This window comes from Pseudolactococcus piscium, assembly GCF_002441695.1.
Classification (GTDB): Bacteria; Bacillota; Bacilli; order Lactobacillales; family Streptococcaceae; genus Pseudolactococcus; species Pseudolactococcus piscium.
This window is the reverse complement of sequence record NZ_JXJW01000008.1, coordinates 33341-57583: the sequence shown is the minus strand read 5'-3', so window position 1 is coordinate 57583 and position 24243 is coordinate 33341. Positions and strand designations below refer to the sequence as shown.

Here is a 24243-nt window from a genome sequence, read left to right as displayed (position 1 = left end):
ATTGAGAAAATATGAGAAACCATTAACCGTTAACGGCCTTGCTTACACTTATTTTGATATCGCATCTGCTGTACATCATATCGACAGGCTGCCTTATGCGCTGCGTATTTTGGCAGAAGGGGTCATACGCAATCTAGATGGTGTCAATTTTACGACAGAGCATCTTGAGATGCTAAATAGCTTTGATGGCAGTAAAACGGATACAGGTGAAATTCCGTTTAAGCCTAGTCGTGTTATCTTACAGGACTTTACGGGTGTACCTGCAGTTGTTGATTTAGCAGCAATGCGGGATTCAGTTAAGCAATTAGGTGGCAATCCTGAGTTGATTAATCCAGAAGTATCGGTTGACTTGGTCATTGACCACTCTTTACAAGTTGACTTTTCGGGGTCTGAACAAGCTCTTCTATTAAATGCCAAACGTGAGTTTGAACGGAATGGTGAACGCTATGAGTTTCTCAAATGGGCAACGGAATCCTTTGAAAATTTCCGAGTTGTGCCACCAGCTACTGGCATCATTCACCAAGTCAATATTGAGTACCTATCAGATGTTGTGAATACGAAAGATCAGGTGTTACTACCGGATACAGTGTTCGGGACAGATAGCCATACGACGATGATCAATGGTCTAGGTGTCCTTGGTTGGGGTGTTGGTGGGATTGAAGCAGAAGCTGCTATACTTGGTGAAGCCTCTTACTTCCCCATGCCTGAAGTCATCGGAGTGCGTTTTGTCGGTAAGTTAAACCCATTGGCCACGGCAACTGATCTGGCCTTAACGATGACAAAAATCTTGCGTGATCAAGATGTCGTTGGTAAATTTGTCGAATATTTTGGCCCAGGCCTTGCAAGTTTAACGCTTGCAGACCGTGCTACTGTGGCCAATATGGCACCAGAGTATGGCGCAACCTGTGGTTATTTCCCAATTGATGACGAAACACTGAACTACCTGACCAACACTAACCGTGATGCTGAGCTTATCTCCTTAGTGGAGACTTATGCCAAGGCAAATCACCTCTTTTATGATGCAACAAAAGAAGCGACTTATAATCAAGTCATTGAAGTCGATTTGGCCAAGATTGAGACCTATTTGTCGGGTCCAAAACGACCTCAAGATTTAATTCCGCTAGGAAAAATGGCATCAGAATTTGAGCACTTTTCTAAAAGTTTAGCAGCAGTTAAACCAAGCCCAGATGCTTTAGTACAAGAAGGGGATATCGCCATAGCTGCCATTACCTCATGTACTAATACTAGTAATCCTTATGTCATGATGATGGCAGGTCTACTTGCTAAAAATGCTGTAGCAAAAGGCCTTACAGTGCCAAAAACGGTTAAAACATCTCTAGCGCCAGGCTCAAAAGTTGTGACAGCATATTTAGAGAAAGCTGGCTTGATTGACCCCTTAGCAAAACTTGGGTTTGATGTCGTTGGCTATGGCTGTACGACCTGTATCGGTAACTCAGGACCACTAGATGATCAAGTATCAGAATCTATCACGGATCAAGATTTGCTGGTGACATCTGTCCTGTCAGGGAACCGTAACTTTGAAGGGCGAATTCATCCCCTTGTGAAAGCTAACTATCTAGCAAGTCCACCATTAGTTGTTGCCTATGCGATTGCGGGTAATATCAAAAAAGATTTGACGCTTGAGCCACTTGGTCTTGATCAAGCAGGTCAGCCTGTTTATCTAACAGATATCATGCCTGATTATGATACGGTTAAGGCAGAAGTAGATCAGTATGTCACACGTGAGCTTTATGAAACCTACTATGCCCATATTTTTGATGCAAATGATGCTTGGAATGACATTAAGTCATCGAAATCTCAAACCTATCCGTGGGATGAAAACTCAACTTATGTCGCAAATCCCCCTTATTTTGAGGGCTTGAGCTTATCAGAAGACGTCTCACATCGGCCTTTGACAAACATGCGTGTTCTTGCAAAATTTGGTGATTCGGTCACGACAGACCATATCAGCCCTGCTGGTAATATTGCCATGAAATCTCCCGCGGGTGAGTTCCTAGATCAAGCTGGTGTTGCACCACGAGATTTCAACTCATACGGTAGTCGCCGAGGTAATGATAAAGTGATGACCAGAGGGACATTTGCTAATATTCGGATCAAGAATTTGTTAACGCCAGGTATTGAAGGTGGCGTAACCAAGTATAAGGAAGAGACCTTACCGATTTATGATGCAGCCATGCGCTACAAAGCAGATGGGACCTCTTTGGTTGTCTTAGCGGGTAAAGACTACGGCATGGGATCATCTCGTGACTGGGCAGCTAAAGGGACAAATCTCTTAGGCGTTAAAGTCGTTATTGCAGAAAGTTTTGAACGGATTCATCGCAGTAATCTTGCCATGATGGGCTTGATTCCCCTACAATTTTTAGCAGGGGAAAGTGCAGATATCCTCGGCTTAACTGGATTTGAGACCTACAGCTTTGATTTTCCAGAACAACCTGAAATTGGTCAATTGATTACAGTTCATGCAGATGATAAGCAATTCCAAGTTACTCTACGTTTCGATTCACAAGCTGATCTAGGCTATTATGAAAATGGTGGGATTCTACAAATGGTAATTAGAAAAAAGGTGACAAATGGCTAAAATAGAGATGATAAACGGCAGGTTACAGGTCCCAAATGATCCTGATATCCCTTATATTACGGGAGATGGCGTCGGGATTGATATATCACCTGCCATGATAAAAGTCGTCGATACTGCAGTCGCTAAAGCCTATGGTAGTGAGAAAGCCATCTCTTGGCAGGAACTTGCTGCTGGCGAAAAAGCTTATGCAGCGCAAGGGGATTATCTACCTCAAGAAACCGTAACTGCTTTGACCGAAAATCTTGTCGCCATTAAAGGCCCCTTGATGACACCGATTGGTGAAGGATTTCGAAGCTTAAATGTTACCCTACGACAACAGTTTGATCTCTTTGCAAATGTGCGACCGATTACCTATTTTACAGGTGTTACATCTCCTGTCAAACACCCTGAAAACGTTGAGATGACGATTTTTCGCGAGAACACAGAAGATATCTATGCCGGTATTGAGTTTGAAAGCGAGAGTCCTGATGCCAAGCGCTTAATTAAGTTACTTAAGACAGATTTTGGTATTGATAACATTCGCTTTGAGCAAACATCGGCTATCGGTATTAAACCAGTTTCACCAGATGGGTCTAAACGCTTGGTACGTGCGGCATTTGAGCATGCGATTGCGCATGGGATTAACCGTGTGACCCTCGTTCATAAAGGGAATATCATGAAGTTTACCGAAGGTGGCTTTAAAAAATGGGGCTATGAAGTTGCAGATGAGTATCCTACTTTTACGGTGAATGCCTTTAACAAGCTAAAATCTGAATCAGGTCTAGATGCTGCGTTAGCAGCCAAAGCTACAGCTTTAGCTGCTGGTAAAATTTATGTGGATGATGCCATTGCTGATAATTTTTTGCAGCAAATTTTGATTAATCCTTCAGCCTATCAAGTTGTTGCAACCCTTAATTTAAATGGCGACTATATTTCTGATGCCCTTGCAGCACAAGTTGGGGGGATCGGTATCTCACCGGGAGCTAATATCAACTTTTTAACAGGGCATGCCATCTTTGAAGCCACACATGGTACTGCGCCAGATATTGCAGGCTTAGGTCTGGCTAATCCGTCTAGTTTGATTCTATCAAGTGTGATGATGCTTGAGTTCATTGGCTGGCTAGAGGCAGCAAACCTTGTAAGAGCAGCCTTAGCTAAGACGATTGCGCAAGGTCAAACGACACGCGATTTAGGTGGTACGCTAACAACAGCTGACTTTACAGCTGCGATTATCGCTAATTTTTAAATCAGGATGAGGTAGAGACAGCGTGTCTCTACCTGCCAATTATACTGTGATAGCTAGACTACTGATAGGTGTTTGGCTGAGACAGCATCTACAAAGGAGTATCATGTCAAGGCAATTCAATAGAAAAAAAATCAGACGACAGCAACAGCAAGATTTTAGAAAAAAAATAGCTATTATCATCGGCGTGCTATCTAGCTTATTAGTCATATTATTTGTGACTGGCCAACTGAGAAATCCATTTGGACATGGTAGTGCAACATCATCAGATAAGCAAGTAAGCAGTAGCAAGTCCACTAAGACGAAAACAGCTAAGGCGACTAAAGGTGGCAAAGCAAAGTCGACTGCTACGATAATGGCGAGTGGTGATATGCTTTATCATGATATCGTCTATGGTAGTGCCTTTGATGGGCAGACATATGATTTTTCAAATGACTATGAGCAAATCACGCCACTCATTAAATCAGCAGATTTAGCTTTAGGTGATTTTGAAGGGACGATCAATCCTGATATGCCCCTGGCTGGCTATCCTATTTTTAATGCACCAGAAGCTGTCATATCGTCTATCAAGAATGCAGGCTATGATGCCTTAGACTTAGCACATAACCATATACTTGATACGGGTATCAGTGGACTAAAGTATACAGCCAATGCCTTTCAAAAAGCTGGCCTCGATACCTTTGGTGTCAATGTGCCTGACGATAAAATTTTAGTAAAAGAAGTCAATGGTATAAAAATCGCAATTTTGGGATTTAGCTATGGCTTTAATGGGATTGAAGCCAGTATTAGCCAATCAGATTACGATAAATATCTCAATGACCTCAACATGACTAAAGTGGAAAAGAAAATCAAAGCAGCTAAGCAATTGGCTGATGTGACAGTTATTATGCCACAATCTGGTGTCGAATATAGTCTGGAAGCCACACCTGAACAAGTCTCGACTTATCATAAAATGATTGACTTTGGTGCAGATATTATTTTCGGAGGCCACCCGCATGTGGCTGAACCAACTGAAACAATCGAAAAAGATGGTGAGAAGAAATTTATCATCTACTCGATGGGCAACCTCCTATCTAATCAAAGATATGAAACACTTGAAAATTATTGGACTGAACGCGGTGTGATTATGGAAGTTCAGGTCACAAAAGAAGCCAATAAAACGCAATTAACGGCTGTTAAAGCACATCCAACCTGGGTATCTAGAGAACCGATTGATCGGACCTTTCTGGGCTATCCAGCCTATGATTATCAGGTTTATCTAGCTGAGGATTATCTACCAGGCGGTAAATATGCTGACAAGGTGCCCAAAGCAAAACAAGAACGGATTGAGACGGCCTATCATGAGATGATAAGCTTACTTGATATTAAATTTTAACCCTAGAAAAAAGATATTTTTTGACGTCAAAAGGTATCTTTTTTCCTGTAATTTTCAGAAAAAAGGGTTATAATAAACTTAAAGATTAGAAAGGTTGCAGAAATTAAATGAAAATTTATTTTCAATTTATGTATATTCTCTTATTTTCTATAGTAGGAGAATTTTTATCGACTGGCTTGAACTTGCCAGTGCCAGGCTCAATTATTGGGATGGTTTTATTATTTTTAGCATTGAAGTTTAAACTGATTAGATTGCGACAAATTTATGATGCAGGCCAATTTATGATCGAGAATATGACGATCTTATTCTTACCAGCTGGTGTTGGGATCATGAGCCATTGGGATGCGATTTCAACCTATTGGTGGCAAATTATCGTGATCACCTTACTTGCTATTGTTGTCAATTTTGCTGTAATTGGGTTTGTGACACAGTTTATCAAGCAACATTTTGAGGGAGATTATAAAAAATGAAAGATGTCTTTTCTAATCCGCTCTTTGGCCTGACTGTATCAATTTTTGCCTACTTTATTGCAGCTCAAATCCATCGTAAGTGGACAAATCCAGCAACTAACCCTTTATTAGTAGCCGTTATCATGGTGATTGTCTTTCTCAAATTAACAGGCATTTCCTATAAAGCTTATTATGTTGGTGGGTCGTATCTCAATACCCTGATTATTCCGTCTACTGTTGCATTGGGTATTCCCCTATTTCAAGCATTCAAGTTGATGAAGTTTCATGTACGCAGTATTTTGTCAGGCGTGATTATAGGTGCAATCGTTAACACGGCACTAACAGCCGTGCTAGCCAAACTATTTGGCATGAATTATTTTCTAGCCATCAGTCTATTTCCAAAATCAGTCACCACAGCAATGGCCGTAGGTATCACCAGTAAAATGGGGGGTATGGCAACCATTACCTTAGTTGTTGTGGTGCTCACCGGGATCATTAGTTCGGTTGTTGGTCCAGTCTTACTGGATCTATTTGGGATCAAAGATCGTGTCGCCAAAGGTGTTGCTTTAGGTGGAACGGGTCATGCGATTGGGACAGGAGCAGCCATGCAACTGGGCCAAATAGAAGGGGCAATGGCTGGTTTGTCGATTGGTGTGACAGGTATTGTTTATGTCATCGTTAGTCCGATTATTGCAGCAATTATCTTAAAATAAGTGTATCGAAATAGTGGCTCATTATTAGGGCATTAACCCGCAGTGTTAAGCGTTTAACACTGCTTTTTATTATAAAAATATGAATGTGTTTCTCCTATAAGAAAAACATTAACTTTCTTTTTTTCTTGACAATCGTAAAAAAAGCCGTTATGATGGGTTGACAATACTTTAATAGAAAGTTGGCACCATGCATGGTCGCAAGGACATCAGAAGAAAAAGCAGTAAGCAAAACACCAGTAAAGAAAGCAACTCCTAAAAAGACAACAGCAACTAAAACAGCAACTAAAACAGCAACTAAAACGGCTGCTAAAGCTGCTCCTAAAAAAACGGCAGCAGTAAAAAAAGTGGCTACTAAGGCGACGACAGCTAAAAAAAAGACGGCAGTAAAGAAGCCAGCTAAAAAGAAAGCTGCTTCAAAGATCAAAAAGAATCTTGTTATCGTCGAATCACCAGCCAAAGCTAAGACCATCGAAAAATATCTAGGTCGTAATTATAGAGTGGTCGCTTCTGTAGGACATATTCGTGATTTGAAAAAATCAACTATGTCTGTCGATATAGAAAATGATTATGAACCACAATATATTAATATTCGTGGTAAAGGGCCATTGATTAACTCTCTTAAAAAAGAGGCTAAAAATGCCAAAGCCGTCTATCTAGCAAGTGACCCGGATAGAGAAGGAGAAGCAATCTCTTGGCACTTGGCGCATATTTTAGGACTAGATGTCCATGATAAAAATCGTGTTGTCTTTAATGAAATCACTAAAGATGCAGTAAAGGATGCCTTCAAAGAACCGCGTTCTATTGACTTAGATTTAGTTGATGCCCAACAAGCAAGACGTATTTTAGACCGATTAGTCGGGTATTCAATTTCACCAATTCTTTGGAAAAAAATTAAGAAAGGCTTATCAGCAGGACGTGTTCAGTCGATTGCCTTGAAGCTAATTATTGATCGGGAAAATGAAATTAATGCTTTTATTCCTGAAGAATACTGGTCTATCGAAGGGGATTTCAAAAAAGGGACTAAGAAGTTTCCAGGTAGTTTCTATGGCCTTGATGGTAAGAAGAAAAAATTAGAAAAAAATTCAGATGTCTTAGAAGTTATGGCACGCCTGACTTCAGACGACTTTACAGTCGATAAGGTTGATAAAAAAGAACGTCGCAGAAATGCACCACTGCCTTATACAACGTCTTCTTTACAGCAAGATTCTGCCAATAAAATTAACTTTAGAGCTAGAAAAACGATGTCAGTTGCCCAACAACTTTATGAAGGTATCACACTTGGTCCTAACGGTCATCAAGGTTTGATTACCTATATGAGAACTGACTCGACAAGGATCTCACCTGTTGCCCAAGCTGCAGCTGCAAGCTATATCGTGTCTACATTTGGTGAAGCTTATAGTAAACATGGCAGTAAGGTCAAGAATGTAGCTGGTGCGCAAGATGCCCATGAAGCAATTCGTCCGTCAAATGTGCTCAATACGCCAGAGAACATCGCCAAGTATCTGGACAAAGACCAGTTAAAACTCTATCGTTTGATTTGGAATCGGTTTGTTGCCAGTCAAATGACACCTGCTGTATTTGATACAGTCAAAGTAAATCTGTCTCAAAACGGTGTCATGTTTACGTCAAACGGCTCTCAAGTCAAATTTGATGGGTATATGGCTGTCTATAATGATGCGGATAAAAATAAAATGCTACCTGAGATGGCTGCTGGAGATCTGGTTAAGAAAGCAGCGATTAAACCTGAGCAGCATTTCACGCAACCACCAGCACGTTATAGTGAAGCAACGCTGATTAAGATACTTGAAGAAATTGGTGTGGGGCGACCGTCTACCTATGCACCGACTCTGGAAACAATCCAACGGCGATATTATGTTAAACTGTCGGCTAAACGCTTTGAACCGACAGAACTTGGTGAAATCGTCAATAACATGGTTGTTGAATTTTTCCCTAATATTGTCAATACAGCTTTTACCGTTGAGATGGAACGTTCATTAGATGACGTTGAGCATGGTAGCCGTCAATGGGTTAAGGTCGTAGATGAATTCTATCGTCCTTTTGCACTGGAACTTGAAAAAGCTGAAACTGAAATTGAGAAGATTCAGATCAAAGATGAACCAGCCGGATTTGACTGTGATATTTGTGGCCATGCTATGGTGATCAAACTTGGCAAATATGGCAAGTTTTATGCATGTAGTAATTTCCCAGATTGCCGCAATACTAAGGCCATCGTTAAGGAAATCGGTGTGATTTGTCCGACCTGTCATGAAGGACAAGTCATTGAACGTAAATCAAAACGTAATCGGATATTCTATGGCTGTGCACGCTATCCTGACTGTGAGTTTACTTCATGGGATAAACCAATCGGTCGAGACTGTCCAAAATGTAATCAGTTCTTGGTCGAGAAGAAAGTCCGTGGTGGCGGTAAACAAGTCGTTTGTAGCAATGGTGACTATGAAGAAGAAAAGGTTAAGTAAAAGGCCTGCTAAGTAATTGTTCAGTTCTTGATTTTAAATAGCACTGATTCATCAGTAAATAGAAAGCAAGTGACTTTGATGTTGCTTGTTTTTTGGGTTCTGTATAATCTAGGGTGTGGCGTAATTTTGGATTTGTCAACTCTACGGTGGGAAGTCACTAAAAGGAGTAAACTAGAGGTAAAACAAGGTATTTTTTACTTGTGTTTGGTGCATAGATGTTATTAGCAATGATTATTATAGACAGTTCAGATAAGATACATCTTTCGGAGCATACTTTCCTGTTATCTACATGCCTTAATTAGTGATATAAATAAACTTTTAAATTTTTTTTGTGTTATAAGTTTAAAAAATAAATTTACAAGTTTCTTTTTTGTGCTATAATGAATGAAAAGGACTGATGAGGGTCGAGATGATAGCGCGTACAAAATATTTAGATGAATTGAAAGCAAATATTGATAATGAGTTTATAAAAGTGATTACAGGGGTTAGACGATCAGGTAAATCGGTCTTGATGAAACAAATCAGAGATGTTATCAAACATCGTGCGGATGTGACAGATGAACAAATCATCTATATTAATTTCGAATCATTAATGTTTTCTGATTTAGCAAATGATTTCAAAGTTTTCTATCAATATCTTGTTGAGAAAGTTAACTCGAAAAATAAACATTACTTTTTCTTTGATGAAATCCAATTGGCAAATGACTGGCAAAAAGTGGTGAATAGTTTGCGAGTTGATTTTGATTGTGATATTTATCTAACTGGATCAAATGCGTCGATTCTATCAGGAGAACTCGCTACACGCTTATCGGGTCGTTATGTCCAGATTCAAGTATTTCCATTCTCATTTAAGGAATACTTACAAGTTAGACAATTGGCACAATCTGTATCCACAACTAATATGGAAACTGCTTTGCATGATTATATGATGTATGGCGCAATGCCAAGTGTCATTACAACCACAACGGATACTAGCCAACAACTTAAGTTTTTATCTGATATTTTTGACTCAATCATGCTACGTGATGTATCGATTCGCTCGAGTGCAAAGCAAGTTTTTTTACTCAGATTAATTGTCCTCTATCTTTATGATGCAACGAGTAGTGAGATTAGTGTGACAACCTTACAAAAAAGATTGCAGGGTTCAGGATTTAATATCTCAACAACCTTGTTGAGAGAATATCTTAGCCTAATTGAGTCAGCATTTCTTTTTTATCGAGTTGATCAGACACAGCTTCGCGGCAAGCAACGATTAAGAGCAGGTGCCAAGTATTATTCAGTTGATAATGGCTTGTGGCAATCCCAAGTTGAAAATAATAATAGCAATTTGGGTAATCGATTAGAAGCGATAGTGGCAGTTGAATTGTTAAGACGCGGATATGCATTAAAATATGGTAATGTTGACAAGTCTGAAATTGATTTTGTAGCCATTAAAAATGGTAAAATAGCGTATTTTCAAGTTGCCTATCGTTTACCAGAAAATAGTGATCGAGAAATAGAAAATTTATTGAAAATAGCAGATAATCATAGTAAAACGTTAATTTTAGGAGTAGATGAAGGTATTTCCGATATAAAGGGGATTGCTATTGTTTCCGCAGCAAAATGGTTATTATCTAGTGAATAAGCTTGTGGCAAACAAGTCGTTTGTAGCAATGGTGACTATGAAGAAGAAAAGGTTAAGTAAAAGCAATAATATACATGGCTAACCCTAAAAACGCTGTCTAATGATAGCGTTTTTAGGTGGATTTTTGCCAAAAGTAAAAAAATAAGGTATTCTATAGTATAGAACACTTTTGATAAGGAAATTAGCACCACAAGGCCTTAAAGAGAGTTGTCATCCTGCAGCATTGATTCAGTTCATGTGTAGGTATGGCGCAAACACGATATTTCCAAAGGAAAAAGTAAATTGACAATAGATATTAATAATTATAACGATGATGCCATCCAGGTATTAGAAGGTCTAGATGCTGTAAGAAAAAGACCAGGCATGTATATTGGGTCTACAGATGGTATCGGTCTTCACCATCTTGTCTGGGAGATTGTCGACAATGCAGTAGATGAAGCATTATCAGGATTTGGTGATCAAATTGATGTCACCATTCATCAAGATGGCTCACTTACGGTATCAGATAGTGGTCGTGGTATGCCAGTTGGGACACATGCGACGGGTATTCCCACAGTAGAAGTGATTTTTACTGTCCTGCATGCAGGTGGTAAGTTTGGTCAGGGTGGCTATAAAACATCAGGTGGCCTTCATGGCGTTGGTTCTTCAGTTGTTAATGCCCTGTCTAGTTATCTGGAAGTTGAAATCATACGTGATGGTCTTGTTTATAGACAACGCTTTGAAAATGGTGGGAAACCTGCGACAACCCTGGAAAAGGTTGGTAAAGCACCTAAATCAAAAACTGGCACAAAAGTACATTTTATGCCAGACCCAACGATTTTTTCAACAACTGATTTTAAATATGCGACTATCTTTGATCGCCTAAACGAATCAGCATTCCTCCTACCTAATGTGACTATGGTCTTAACAGATGAACGTCATGAAGTGGATGGACAACCTGAAACAGCAAGTTTCCACTATGAAAATGGTGTACAGGATTTTGTCGGTTATCTAAATGAAGACAAGGACACGCTAACACCTGTCATGTATTTTGCGGGTGAAGCAGAGAGTTTCCAAGTTGAAGTTGCCATTCAATATAACGATGGCTACTCTGATAATATTTTAAGTTTTGTTAATAACGTCAAGACCAAAGATGGTGGGACGCATGAAGCAGGACTCAAACAAGCTATTACCAAGTCGATGAATGAATATGCCCGTAAATCAGGCTTACTCAAAGAAAAAGATAAAAATCTAGAAGGCTCTGATTACCGGGAAGGCTTGACAGCGATCTTGTCTGTCCTGGTACCTGAAGAACATCTACAGTTTGAAGGACAAACAAAAGATAAATTGGGTAGTCCTAAGGCACGTCCAATCGTAGATAGTATCGTCAGTGATAAGCTGGCTTATTTCTTGATGGAAAATGCTGAACTATCACAAAACTTGATTCGTAAGGCGATTAAAGCCCGTGATGCCCGTGAGGCAGCTCGAAAAGCGCGTGATGATGCAAGAACTGGTAAAAAAGGCAAGAAAGATAAGGGCCTGTTATCAGGCAAATTAACACCAGCACAAGGTAAAAACCCTGCTAAGAATGAAATATACCTGGTCGAAGGAGATTCTGCCGGTGGCTCTGCCAAACAAGGGAGAGATCGCAAGTTTCAAGCGATTCTACCACTTAGAGGTAAGGTCATCAATACTGAGAAAGCCAAGATGGCAGATATTCTCAAAAATGAAGAAATTAACACCATGATTTATACCATAGGTGCGGGTGTTGGCGCTGATTTTGATGTGTCTGATATTAACTATGACAAAGTCATTATTATGACCGATGCCGATACAGATGGGGCGCATATTCAAACCTTGTTATTAACCTTCTTTTATCGCTATATGAAGCCTTTAGTTGAAGGTGGGCATGTCTATATCGCTTTACCACCACTTTATAAAATGAGTCAGGGTAAAGGAAAATCAGAAAAAATCGAATATGCATGGACAGATGGCGAGTTAACAGATGTTCGCAAGCGGTTTTCTAAAGGTGCCATGTTACAGCGCTATAAAGGGCTAGGCGAGATGAATGCCGACCAGCTTTGGGAGACAACCATGAATCCTGAGACTAGAACCTTAATCCAGGTCACACTAGATGATGTGGCGCAAGCCGAAAAACGTGTCTCGGTTCTCATGGGAGACAAAGTAGAACCACGTCGTAAATGGATCGAAAATAACGTAGAATTTACGCTTGAAGAGAAAAGTGAAGTGATGCAATAAGATGTTTGTGCCTCGATTTGTCAAAAATATGAAACCACCGCAACTGATTATCTTTGTCTTTCTAACGGTCATTTTGATTGGCTCTATCTTTTTGGCATTGCCGATATCAGATCAAAATGGTCAGGCTACTTCTTATTTAGACAGTTTATTTATGGCTGTATCTGCAACCTGTGTGACGGGTTTAGCCGTCGTTAACACTGCTGACCACTGGAATACCTTTGGTCAGGTCGTCATTTTAATCATGGTCGAAGTAGGCGGGCTAGGCTTTATGAGCTTTTTGGTCTTGCTGTTAAATATGACAGGCCAACATCCCTCATTTAAGTCCAAGATGATGATTCGTGACGCCTATAGCTTTACCAGTATTAATGGTGGGGTTAATCTGGTCAAATCAGTCATCAAACTGTCCTTGATGACACAGATGATCGGTGCTTTATTATTAAGTGTAGATTTCATCCCAAGATTTGGGTGGGCAAAAGGGGTCTGGTTTAGTGTCTTTCATGCCATATCCGCACATTCAAATGCAGGATTTGACTTGTTTGAGACCTCATTATTTCAGTTTAAGGATAATCCCTATGTCTTATTTGTCATGAGTTTACTGATTCTATCAGGCTCATTTGGTTTTATCGTTTGGTTTGACTTAATCAATTTTCGCTCAATCAAAAAAATTACCCTGCATTCTCGTTTGGCTTTAACTATGACGACTGCTTTAGTAGGTAGTGGAACGGTCTTGTACAGTCTATTGAACCTCAAATCGTTTGATGGGCATATCCTGAGCTATATGGCACAAAACTTTTTCCTAAGTATCACACCACGTTCGGGCGGCTTTACCTTTAGTAACTATAACGCAACAAGTTATGCTAGTCTTGTCTTAACCATGATTTTGATGTTTATCGGTGGGACGTCAGGTTCGACTGCTGGTGGGGTAAAAACGACGACTTTTGGGATATTAATCCTGAATATAAAGGCAATTTTTGCCAATCGTAATAGTACCATATACCATGAACGACGTATCCCCAGGCGAATCATTAGTCGTGTCTATGAAATTGTGTTCATCTATATCGGTATCATCTTTACCTCTGCCTTTATTTTATTAATAACAGAACATTTACCTAAAAATAATGGCATCGAGTACGTTTTCTTTGAAGTGATTTCAGCGCTGGCTACAGTCGGCTTATCCTTAGGACTGACTCCAGAGTTGACTGCTATCGGCAAGGTAACGATCATGATTTTGATGTTTATCGGTCGAATCGGGATTATGACGGTGATTTATGCGGTCGGTAGTCATGCGAAAATCGATGAAGAGTTGATCCAATATCCAGATGAGGAAATTGTTGTTGGGTAAGGTATGTCGCTGTTTAAGTCGCTTATATAAGAGGAGAAAGATGACCTATGAAAAGTTTTTGTGTGATAGGATTGGGCAAATTTGGCTCTAGTGTTGTCAAAAGTCTGATAAGCAGTGGCCATGAAGTCGTGGCGATTGATACAGATGCCAAAAAGATTGATGATCATAAAGATATTGCAACCCATGTCATGATTGCGGATGCAACAGATGAACGTGTATTGAAAAACATCGAGATTGATAAGTTTGATGGCGTCGTTGTAGCCATTGGTCGAAATGTGCAAGCCAGTATTTTAACGACGATGATTGTCATCGAAAGTGGGGCTAAAAATGTTGTTGCCAAGGCAACGACAGATGTTCAGATTAAAGTCTTGACTAAAATCGGTGCTGGTAAGATCATTGAACCAGAAAAAGATGCAGGTAACCGAGTAGCTGATACGCTAACACACCCAGATATTGCGGAATATCTTGATTTATCAGATGACTATTCTTTTGCTAAAATCGCTGTTAAAAATAAAAAATTTAAAGGCTTAACCCTCTACCAAGCAAATCTGACACAGGATTATCAAGTAAATGTCGCCTTTATCAAGAAAACAGACGGTACTGCCAGTATCGGTAAACATGATACGGTCATTGATTTAGACGATGTACTCTATGTGGTCGGCAACAAGCAAGATATAGAAAAATTTTCAGAAATCATATAAAAATAAAAAGAAATTAGATAACCTATGAGCAATGTACAAAAACTCTCTTTAGAAGAAATTATGGGTGACCGTTTTGGTCGCTATTCAAAGTATATCATTCAGGAGCGGGCATTACCTGATATTCGTGATGGCTTAAAACCTGTGCAACGTCGCATTCTCTATTCGATGAACAAGGATGGTAATACCTTTGAAAAAGGGTATCGTAAGTCGGCCAAGTCAGTCGGTAATATTATGGGTAACTACCATCCACACGGTGATAGTTCGATTTATGATGCCATGGTCCGCCTATCACAGGACTGGAAGATGGGGCAAGTTCTCGTTGAAATGCACGGGAATAACGGGTCTATGGATGGTGATCCACCAGCTGCAATGCGGTATACCGAGGCACGCCTATCTGAAATTTCGACCTATTTATTACAAGATATCGATAAAAATACAGTCCCATTCGCCTGGAATTTTGATGATACAGAAAAAGAACCGACTGTTTTACCGGCAAGTTTTCCAAATTTATTGGTCAATGGCTCTACTGGTATTTCAGCAGGCTATGCGACTGACATCCCCACACATAATTTAGGGGAAGTGATCGATGCGACAGTTTATATGATCGATCATCCGACAGCAAAAGTTGATAAATTAATGGACTTCTTACCTGGTCCCGATTTTCCAACTGGTGCAATCATCCAAGGGAAATCTGAGATCAAAAGAGCTTATGAAACGGGTAAGGGTAAGGTTGTTGTCCGTTCGAAGACAGCAATCGAGGAGCTTAAAGGTGGCAAAAAAGAGATTGTTGTCACTGAGATTCCCTATGAGTTAAACAAAGCAACATTAGTTAAAAAAATCGATGATGTTCGTGTGAATGCAAAAGTAGCTGGTATCGCAGAAGTGCGTGATGAATCTGACCGTGATGGTCTGCGCATCGCAATTGAACTTAAAAAAGATGCTGATGCTGAGCTGATCTTGAACTATCTTTTAAAATATACAGATTTACAAGTCAACTATAATTTTAATATGGTGGCAATCGACCATGCGACACCGCAACAGGTCGGCATTATCCCAATTTTATCTAGCTATATCCAACATAAAAGAGAAATCATCAGATCACGGTCGATATTTGATCGTGAAAAGGCTGAGAAACGCTTGCATATCGTTGAGGGCTTGATTCGCGTACTGAGTATTTTGGATGAAGTCATCGCCCTAATCCGTGCCAGTGATAATAAGGCTGATGCCAGAGAAAATCTGATGGCATCTTACGACTTCAGTGAAGCACAGGCAGAAGCCATCGTTACCTTACAACTTTATCGTCTGACCAATACAGATGTTGTCACTTTACAAAATGAAGAAGCCGAATTAAAAGAACGGATTTTGACCTTGTCTGCCATCATTAATGATGAAAAAACGATGTTTAATGTCATGAAACGTGAATTGCGTGAAGTTAAAAAGAAATTTGATCAACCGCGCAAAAGTGTCTTAGTAGATGAGGTTGTGACGATAGAAGTCGAAGCAGCATCACTCATCGTCAAAGAAGAAACCATCGTCAGTGTGACACGTTCTGGTTATGTGAAACGGACGACACCAAGAAGTTTTGGTGCCTCTAAACTAACTGAGATTGGGAAACGTGAAGATGACGTCTTGCTGTTTCATCAGCCTGCTTTGACAACCCAGCATTTACTCATGTTCACAACACTAGGTAACGTGATTTATCGCCCTATTCATGAACTAGATGATGTCAAATGGAAAGATATTGGGACGCATTGTTCCTCTTTAGTCAATAATTTTTCTCAAGATGAAGCGATTTTATTTGCTTATATTTTAGATGATTTTGAGACAGTCACGAGTCAGTTACTAATCACGACCAAGTTTGGCTTGATTAAGCAAGTGCAACTGTCTGACTTTAAACCATGGCGAACGTATCGATCGAAATCACTGCAATTTGCCAAGTTTAAACAGGCAGATGATGTTGTCATTGGCTTAGAGTTTGCTCAGAACTTAGATATCATGCTTGTGACCTATAATGGCTATGCCCTTAGGTTCCCATCAACAGATGTACCGCTTGTCGGCCCTAAGGCAGCAGGTGTTAAAGCAATGAATTTGAAGGATGCCGATTTTATCGTCGCAAGTTATTTTGTCAGTACTGATTCATTCTATGTCCTCACACAACGCGGTGCCCTAAAACGCGTTAAATTTAGTGACCTACCTGCTAAAAGTCGTGCAGGTCGTGGCTTGCAAATTTTGCGTGAACTTAAAAAAGCGCCTCACAAGGTCGTAAGCTCAGGCACAATCAAAAATAGGTACGGTGGTGACTTATTTGCAGAAGCCGATCAGGAAATGCAAGTCTTACAAGTTATCTCTAACACGGAGACCTTATTTGAAATTAACTTGCCAGATTTGAATATTCTAGAACGTACATCAAATGGCTCATTTATCTTTGATGAGGCAAAAGAACTTGGCGTTAAGTCATCTAAGATCAAATAGTATTTAGTGAAAAACGATATAAAATAAAAAAGAAGTCGGCCAGACTTCTTTTTTATTTTGGCCCTTTGTCAAATGATGTGGGAAATACCTAAAGACTATATGGCAAGTACTCAGGTGCTTATTTTTTTATCGATCAAAACAATGTTCATTAAAAGGATCCTTTTTTGATGTTTCTAAATGTCCTAAATTTAAATGCACAGCACTTGATTACCTTGATTTTGTTGTTTATACCTTTAAAATAGTCTTTGAAATAAGGGAGAAGCAGTGTTAATTCAATAGATGGTTGTTTTATTAATAAAACTTGGTAGTTAAGGATTTATCAAAGAGATTATAAAATAAAGAGGTCTACTCGGCTTCTTTTTTTGTTTTATATATTTTTAACTTAATTAATTTGTTATTAAGCGTCTAAAGAATTAAATCATGAGACTACGAAAAATCTTAATTTTTCGTAGTCTCATGATTGTTTAATAGTATTAACACCACAATTATAGCTTATTTCTATTTGTTTTTCAAGACATTATGAGCATTTAGTTAGAATTGTATTGCATTATATATAACCAAGCATATACCATTTAAACCCAGTAACTATATGACTTTTAACCTATTTATCTTTCGAAAAAATTAAGATTTTCCTTAAAGATGTCTTTTTAAAATTAAAGTTATGTTAAGTTACGTTTGCAACATAGAAAGTAGTAGGTCTAGCAATTTTTTATCCTATATCTTTTTCGTTGTTTTAGATGTGTATGCTTTATTTTATAACCTATTTTCTATAATTAAATGAATTTAATCGCTATGATTTTATAAATTAATACGTTTTCAAATTAGATTGGGTTTTATTGATGCCTAAGTTTTATATGTGTATCAATATCGCATAGGTATCTAGATAGTATGATTAAAAAAAGCGTTTTATGAATAGTTATAAGCATATATATATGCGTATGTATATAACCTTATAACTATTCAGGAATATATAAATAATAAAGGAGTAAAGTTATATGGAAAAATTAAATATAAAGTATCACTTTTTATCTGGTACTGGTTACATTTAGCAACTTCACTACTAGCTTACGAGCTTATGAAAATTTAATGGAATGGATATATTTTATGAAAAAATTATCGAAAAATGGTATTTTTATTTTGATGACGGTGATTATATTGTTACAATATGTATCACCGATTTTAGCAGTTGCTAATACATTAGATGAAAAAAATGATTTGATTACGCTGAATACAGCGAACGTTAGCAAAGAAGATGATCAAACTGTAACAGTTGATCTTAAAGTAACTGCTAACAACGCTACAGAGCAAGCTAAGCAAACTAACATTGAGTTTAGTAACAAGTCTGTTATGATTAAGGAAATCTTAAATCAAACAACAGCTTCTAAAAATCAATATAAGTTGAATAGCCAAGTATTTGAAGCTACAATAGCACCAAATACTAGCAAAGAAGAAAATAATCTTAGTATCAAACTTGATAAAGCAAGTTTGAAAGGGATTGACTCTGTTGAACTTAGCAGTGGAGATAGCAAGACGACTCTGGACTTAAGTAGTATCACCCAGTTACCAGAGAAAAGTTCAACTGTGCCAGAGTCTTCGGCTAAAAGTACTGAGTCATCAATTCCTGCTAGTTCAACAGCAAGCAACAGTAGTAAGGAAGATGCTAATAACGCAACTGTTAAAGAAAAAAAGACGACAACAGCTAGACTTAATGATGTTGCACCAACACCTAATGACATCACAACTTATCTACCAGATGCAGCAAATGGGACTATCTTTGATAGTGTTGACCTGAAGTTTCAGGATAGTACTGGTAAAGAGGTAAGTGCTGATAACTTCCCTGCAGATGGTAAAATTAATTTAAAGTATAACTGGTCGATTCCTGATCAGTTAAAAGATAACTACGTGCTAAAAAATGGTGATTATTTTGTATTCAGTTTACCACCGAAATTAGCATATGTACCTGGTAATTATTCTGCAGGTGAATATGGCGACTTCCTCGTTAATTCAGATGGCACTGTTAAATTAACATTTAAAAATGTTGAGAATCAATCTGATATTAATGGCTCACTTTCATTTAGTCAATCCTTGGATAAAACGAATAGTCCTGGACCTACGACTATTGACATTCCAACTAAAGATGGTGAAGTAAAAGCTAACATTGTCATCAAACCAAACGGTGGGAATGACATTTCAAAAGCAGGGAGACTTGATAAAGCGAATAATCCAAATCAAGTTTTCTGGGATGTAACTGTTAATACAAGTGGCAGTCATTTGGTCAATGCAAAAGTTTCAGATGCATTGCCAGATGGTAATATTTATAAAAGTGCTATCGTTTATCCGTTAACCATTGATACCAAAGGAACTGTTACAGCTACTGGACAACCGCTAGTTGCTGGAACAGATTATACAGTAGATGCTAATGGCACGATCAGTTTTATTGGTAATTACGCAGATACGTATAAGGCATTTAAAGTTGCTTATACTACGACTATCAGTCAAGACAAAAAACCTGATGATGGCGGTAATATTAATTTCAAAAATACGGCTACTTTGGTTAATGGAGATAAGGTAGCAACCGCCAGTGCACAAGTAACAGCAATATATGGTAAATTACTTGCTAAAACTTTTGATGGTAATGATACGAATGGTTCTCAAGTCTATTTTTGGCATATTGACTATAATGCCGGTGAGAAAACTTTACCAGCAGGAACAACAATAGTCGATACGTTAGATGGGGACCAAATTTTCTCTGGTAGTCCAGTATTAACGGATACATCGGGTAAGGTACTTGATAAGTCTCTTTATACTATTGCGTATTCATCTGACAACAAACAAATGACTGTAACTTTCCCTAATGGACTAAACCAGAAAGTTAAGGTTAGCTACAAATCGCAAGTAACGACACCACTTAACGATAATGGCTCAACAAATCTAAATAATACGGCAACTAGTAATAATAAAACAGTCACAGTTGGGTCTGGTTCAGTTGCCCCACAAGGTTTATACAAATATGTTATTGATACTGATTATGCAAATAGAACGGCAACTTGGCGATTAGATGTCAACCCAGCACGTCAAGATATGACCAATTGGTCTCTAGATGAAGTCATACCTGACGGTTTAACAGTAGATAAAACGTCTATAGCTTTCAAATTTAGAGATAGTAACGCACCGCTTAAACTTGGTACAGACTATACTATTACTGATACTGATAAGGGATTTAAGGTAGCATTTTTAGGGGATTTAAAAGTAAAGGCTAGTAATTGGTATGTGTTAACTTTTAATACTTCATTTGAGACCCAGAAAATAGGGAATGCAAGTAAATGGACCAATAATGCTACCATGACATGGACGGACAAGTTCAACACAAACCATACCAATAATGCTTCAGGTGATTTTAAACCTCGAGCTGATTATATATCAGATAGTAGTAAATCAGGTAGTTATAATGCAGTAAATAAAAACATCTCATGGTCTATTTATACAAACTTAAATCAGCGTTCATTGATAGGTGCATCCATCACGGATCCTATACAAGATGATCAGGATTACGTTGCTGGGAGTGCCATTTTATACTCTGGCACAATCAATAAGGCTGGGGATGTTGTTAATCTTGTTAAGGTAGATGGCGTAACACCTACTTATGATGCTACGACAAAGACGGTTAGTGTGAACTTGCCTGAAGGATCAAAATCTGCATACGTATTAAAATTTGATACGTCATTAGTTAATAAGGTTATTGATAAAAAAGACTATCAAAACACCGCAACTTATGTCAACAATAACAAGTCAAATCTAGCTAACGGTACTGTATCAGTTAATAATGGCGGCAATTCAATAGAGAAAACTGGACAACAAGACCCATCGGATGCCTCACTTGCTGTTTGGAATGTATGGGTGAACAAGGCACAATCTACCTTGAAAGATGTTGTAATTACTGACAAGCCATCATCAAACCAAACAGTAATCGCAGACTCTATCGTTGTGTATGGCAGTACAGTTGCACAAAACGGTACAGTTTCACAAGATCAAAAGAAAATACTTGTAAAAGATGCTGACTATTCTGTTGATCTTCAAACAAATTCAACCACTGGTGAACAAGTCTTAGTCATCAAGTTCTTACACACAATTGATACAGCATATTTAATTCAGTATCGTGCGTTTATCAACTCATCATTAGTAAATGACACACTGACCAATTCAGTTAATGTAAAGGGAACTGGGCAAAAAACAGTTGATAATGGGACCACTCAAGGTGTAAAAGTTGTTAATAACAGTGGTTCATCGTCTTCTAAAAATATCAACTTAGTTATCACTAAAGTAGATCAAGATAATACGTCAAAAGTCCTTCCAGGTGTTAAATTTGAGTTATATGCCTCTAGTAATGGCAATAAGGGCGGTTTATTAAGATCAGGAACTACAGATGATAAAGGGCAACTTTCCTGGGGAAATCTTAAAGGTGGAGACTACTTCCTTGTTGAAACAACAACAATTGCTGGCTATGATATACCAGCAGATTTGGCTGTAGGAAAAAAAATAACACTCAAAGCTAGTCAAGCTGATGCCAATAGTAACATACAATTAACACAAACAAATGAGAAAACCAAGACGAGTGTTAAAGGTCTAAAATCATGGGATGATAATAACAATATAGAAGGGTTAAGACCAGCATCAATTACAGTTAACCTTTTAGCAGACGGTACATTCAGTCAATCAAAAACTGTAACACAAGCTTTAAATTGGGCTTTTAGCTTTGATGGATTAGTTAAATACCATGATGATGGTACACCAATCAAATATACTGTTTCAGAAGATACTGTACGCTCTTATAAATCTAATATTGATCAAACTGATTTGAGCAATGTGAAAATTGTTAACTCACGTATCTTAGAGGTTATCTCAGTTAAGGGAAGTAAAACTTGGGATGATAAAGTTAATCAGGATGGCATTCGCCCAGATAATATTACTGTGAATTTGTTAGCCAATAATGTACAAGTTCAGACTAAAACAGTATCTGCTACAGATAATTGGGCCTATTCATTTGATAATCTTAACAAGTTTAAAGATGGTAAGGCTATCGAATATAAGGTGACCGAGAATAGCGTTGATAAATATAGTGCAAAGATTGATGGCTATAATATCACTAATAGTTATACACCTGCCAAAACGAGTATTGCAGTAACCAAGTCTTGGGAAGATAATAATGACCAAGATGGCATGCGTCCAACAAATATTCAAGTTCAATTATATGCTAATGATAACCCTAGTGGTGATCCTGTAACCTTGAATGCAGAAAATAATTGGCAAACAACGTTCACTAATCTAGATTTAAATGCTAATGGACAAGCAATTAACTATCAGGTTAAAGAAGTTGGTAATGTAGCAGGTTATAAAGCAGATGTTAATGACACTGATAAAAACAATGTCATCATTACAAATACACATAGACCGCTACTAAAACAGTTTATCGGTACAAAGACTTGGGATGATAATGACAACCAAGATGGTGTCAGACCCGATAGCATTACCGTTAATTTACTAGCAGATGGTGAAAAGGTAGCCGAACAAGTTGTGACAGCTGCAACTAACTGGGCATATTCATTTACAAATTTTCCACAATATGTGTCTGGTAAAGCCATTAATTATACAATTTCTGAAGAAACAGTTGCAGGATATGACCAAAGTATTCAAGGTTACAATATCACAAATACACATACGCCAGAAACCTCAGAATTCAGTGGGATCAAGACTTGGAACGATAATAACAACCAAGATGGTATCCGACCAAACAGTATTACTGTTAATTTACTTGCAAATGGTGTAAAAGTAAGTTTTAAAGAAGTAAAAAGTACGGATAACTGGCAGTATACATTTATCAACTTACCTAAGTTTGAAGCTGGTAAGGAAATTATATATACCGTTTCAGAAGAATCTGTTACAGGCTATGATATGACTGTTACAGGCAAAGACCTGACAAATACACATGCTCCTGAATTGACAAGTGTTACGGGGACAAAGACTTGGGAAGATAGTAACAACCAAGATGGTATTCGACCAAACAGTATTACCGTTAACCTGCTTGCAAATGGGAAACAAGTTGCTTCTGAAGACGTGACAGCTGAAAGTAACTGGACATACTCATTTGCTAACTTACCTAAATTTGAAGCTGGTCAAGCAATTAGCTATACGATATCAGAGCAAGCTGTTGTAGGCTATGACATGACCGTTAATGGCAATGATCTGACGAATACCCATACGCCGGAATTAACAGCAGTCAGTGGTACGAAGACTTGGTCAGATAATAATAACCAAGATGGCATTCGTCCAGATAAAATCACCGTTAACTTACTAGCAGATGGTAAAACAGTTATGACGCAAGACGTAGCTGCTAAAGATGATTGGAAATACAACTTTGCTAATCTGTCAAAATTTGCGGCGGGTAAAGTAATCGTCTATACAATTTCTGAAGAAAAAATAGCAGGTTATGACACAACGATTAACGGTAACGACCTGACGAATACCCATACGCCTGAATTAACAGTAGTCAGTGGTACGAAGACTTGGGCTGATAATAATAATCAGTATGGTATCCGTCCAGATAAAATCACTGTTAATTTATTTGCTAACGGAACACCTATTACTTCAAAAGTTGTAACGGCTCAAGATAATTGGACCTATACTTTCGCTAATTTACCAAAATTTGACGCAGGTTCGACAATTGTTTACACGATTTCAGAAGATGCAGTTAAGGGATATGTGATGGCAGTTAATGGCTATAACTTGACAAACACTTATGTTAAGCCACCAACTACACCTAACAAACCTAACGACAATCAATTACCGAAAACATCTGAGATAATTAATCATCTATATTATCTCATTGGGTTCGTCATGCTCACACTTGCTGGTTTTGGCTTAGTTTTGGCAAAAAAAGGTAAGTTGTAATCAGATAAACTACCCTATTTAGCTCAGTGCATATGACTAAATAGCAAACAAAATGATAATCATTTATAAGCAAGCGCAGGCTTGCT

Annotated in this window: 12 protein-coding genes; all 12 read left to right on the top strand. The window is 38.3% G+C overall.

What is annotated here, in order from left to right:
• Position 1 precedes the first annotated feature (1 nt).
• Positions 2 to 2599: an aconitate hydratase AcnA gene (acnA, locus tag RU86_RS05060; protein WP_425435896.1), complete on the top strand. Its 2598-nt coding sequence runs from the start codon at positions 2 to 4 to the stop codon at positions 2597 to 2599.
• Positions 2592 to 3824: an NADP-dependent isocitrate dehydrogenase gene (icd, locus tag RU86_RS05055; RefSeq protein ID WP_096814345.1), complete on the top strand. Its 1233-nt coding sequence runs from the start codon at positions 2592 to 2594 to the stop codon at positions 3822 to 3824. The genes acnA and icd overlap by 8 nt, the downstream gene beginning before the upstream one ends.
• 130 nt (positions 3825 to 3954) lie before the next feature.
• Entirely contained in the window at positions 3955 to 5196 is a 1242-nt protein-coding gene (locus RU86_RS05050) for a CapA family protein (RefSeq protein ID WP_179296209.1), read from the top strand.
• A gap of 107 nt (positions 5197 to 5303) precedes the next feature.
• Positions 5304 to 5666, top strand: a complete 363-nt coding sequence (locus RU86_RS05045; protein WP_096814343.1) for a CidA/LrgA family protein — start codon at positions 5304 to 5306, stop codon at positions 5664 to 5666.
• Entirely contained in the window at positions 5663 to 6358 is a 696-nt protein-coding gene (locus RU86_RS05040) for an LrgB family protein (protein WP_096814342.1), read from the top strand. Before RU86_RS05045 ends, RU86_RS05040 begins: the two co-directional genes overlap by 4 nt.
• A gap of 191 nt (positions 6359 to 6549) precedes the next feature.
• Positions 6550 to 8835 (top strand): type I DNA topoisomerase, encoded by a 2286-nt coding sequence (topA, locus tag RU86_RS05035; RefSeq protein WP_245810475.1) that lies wholly within the window; start codon positions 6550 to 6552, stop codon positions 8833 to 8835.
• A 409-nt stretch (positions 8836 to 9244) separates the two neighbouring features.
• Positions 9245 to 10459, top strand: a complete 1215-nt coding sequence (locus tag RU86_RS05030; protein ID WP_179296206.1) for an ATP-binding protein — start codon at positions 9245 to 9247, stop codon at positions 10457 to 10459.
• A 261-nt stretch (positions 10460 to 10720) separates the two neighbouring features.
• Positions 10721 to 12697, top strand: a complete 1977-nt coding sequence (gene parE / locus RU86_RS05025; RefSeq protein WP_425435898.1) for a DNA topoisomerase IV subunit B — start codon at positions 10721 to 10723, stop codon at positions 12695 to 12697.
• Between the two features lies 1 nt (position 12698).
• Positions 12699 to 14039, top strand: coding sequence for a TrkH family potassium uptake protein (locus RU86_RS05020; RefSeq protein WP_096814339.1), 1341 nt, complete (start codon positions 12699 to 12701; stop codon positions 14037 to 14039).
• A gap of 47 nt (positions 14040 to 14086) precedes the next feature.
• Positions 14087 to 14740, top strand: coding sequence for a potassium channel family protein (locus RU86_RS05015; RefSeq protein WP_096814338.1), 654 nt, complete (start codon positions 14087 to 14089; stop codon positions 14738 to 14740).
• A gap of 24 nt (positions 14741 to 14764) precedes the next feature.
• Positions 14765 to 17212 (top strand): DNA topoisomerase IV subunit A, encoded by a 2448-nt coding sequence (gene parC / locus RU86_RS05010; RefSeq protein ID WP_096814337.1) that lies wholly within the window; start codon positions 14765 to 14767, stop codon positions 17210 to 17212.
• A 1104-nt stretch (positions 17213 to 18316) separates the two neighbouring features.
• Positions 18317 to 24157 (top strand): Cna B-type domain-containing protein, encoded by a 5841-nt coding sequence (locus RU86_RS05005; RefSeq protein WP_179296205.1) that lies wholly within the window; start codon positions 18317 to 18319, stop codon positions 24155 to 24157.
• Positions 24158 to 24243 lie beyond the last annotated feature (86 nt).

Excerpts from the sequence above, each read along its gene's own strand:
- RU86_RS05045 (WP_096814343.1), top strand. The coding sequence starts at position 5,304 with ATGAAAATTTATTTTCAATTTATGTATATTCTCTTATTTTCTATAGTA.
- topA (WP_245810475.1), top strand. The coding sequence starts at position 6,550 with ATGGTCGCAAGGACATCAGAAGAAAAAGCAGTAAGCAAAACACCAGTA.
- RU86_RS05015 (WP_096814338.1), top strand. The coding sequence starts at position 14,087 with ATGAAAAGTTTTTGTGTGATAGGATTGGGCAAATTTGGCTCTAGTGTT.
- parC (WP_096814337.1), top strand. The coding sequence starts at position 14,765 with ATGAGCAATGTACAAAAACTCTCTTTAGAAGAAATTATGGGTGACCGT.
- RU86_RS05030 (WP_179296206.1), top strand. The coding sequence starts at position 9,245 with ATGATAGCGCGTACAAAATATTTAGATGAATTGAAAGCAAATATTGAT.
- RU86_RS05005 (WP_179296205.1), top strand. The coding sequence starts at position 18,317 with ATGAAAAAATTATCGAAAAATGGTATTTTTATTTTGATGACGGTGATT.
- icd (WP_096814345.1), top strand. The coding sequence starts at position 2,592 with ATGGCTAAAATAGAGATGATAAACGGCAGGTTACAGGTCCCAAATGAT.
- RU86_RS05020 (WP_096814339.1), top strand. The coding sequence starts at position 12,699 with ATGTTTGTGCCTCGATTTGTCAAAAATATGAAACCACCGCAACTGATT.
- RU86_RS05040 (WP_096814342.1), top strand. The coding sequence starts at position 5,663 with ATGAAAGATGTCTTTTCTAATCCGCTCTTTGGCCTGACTGTATCAATT.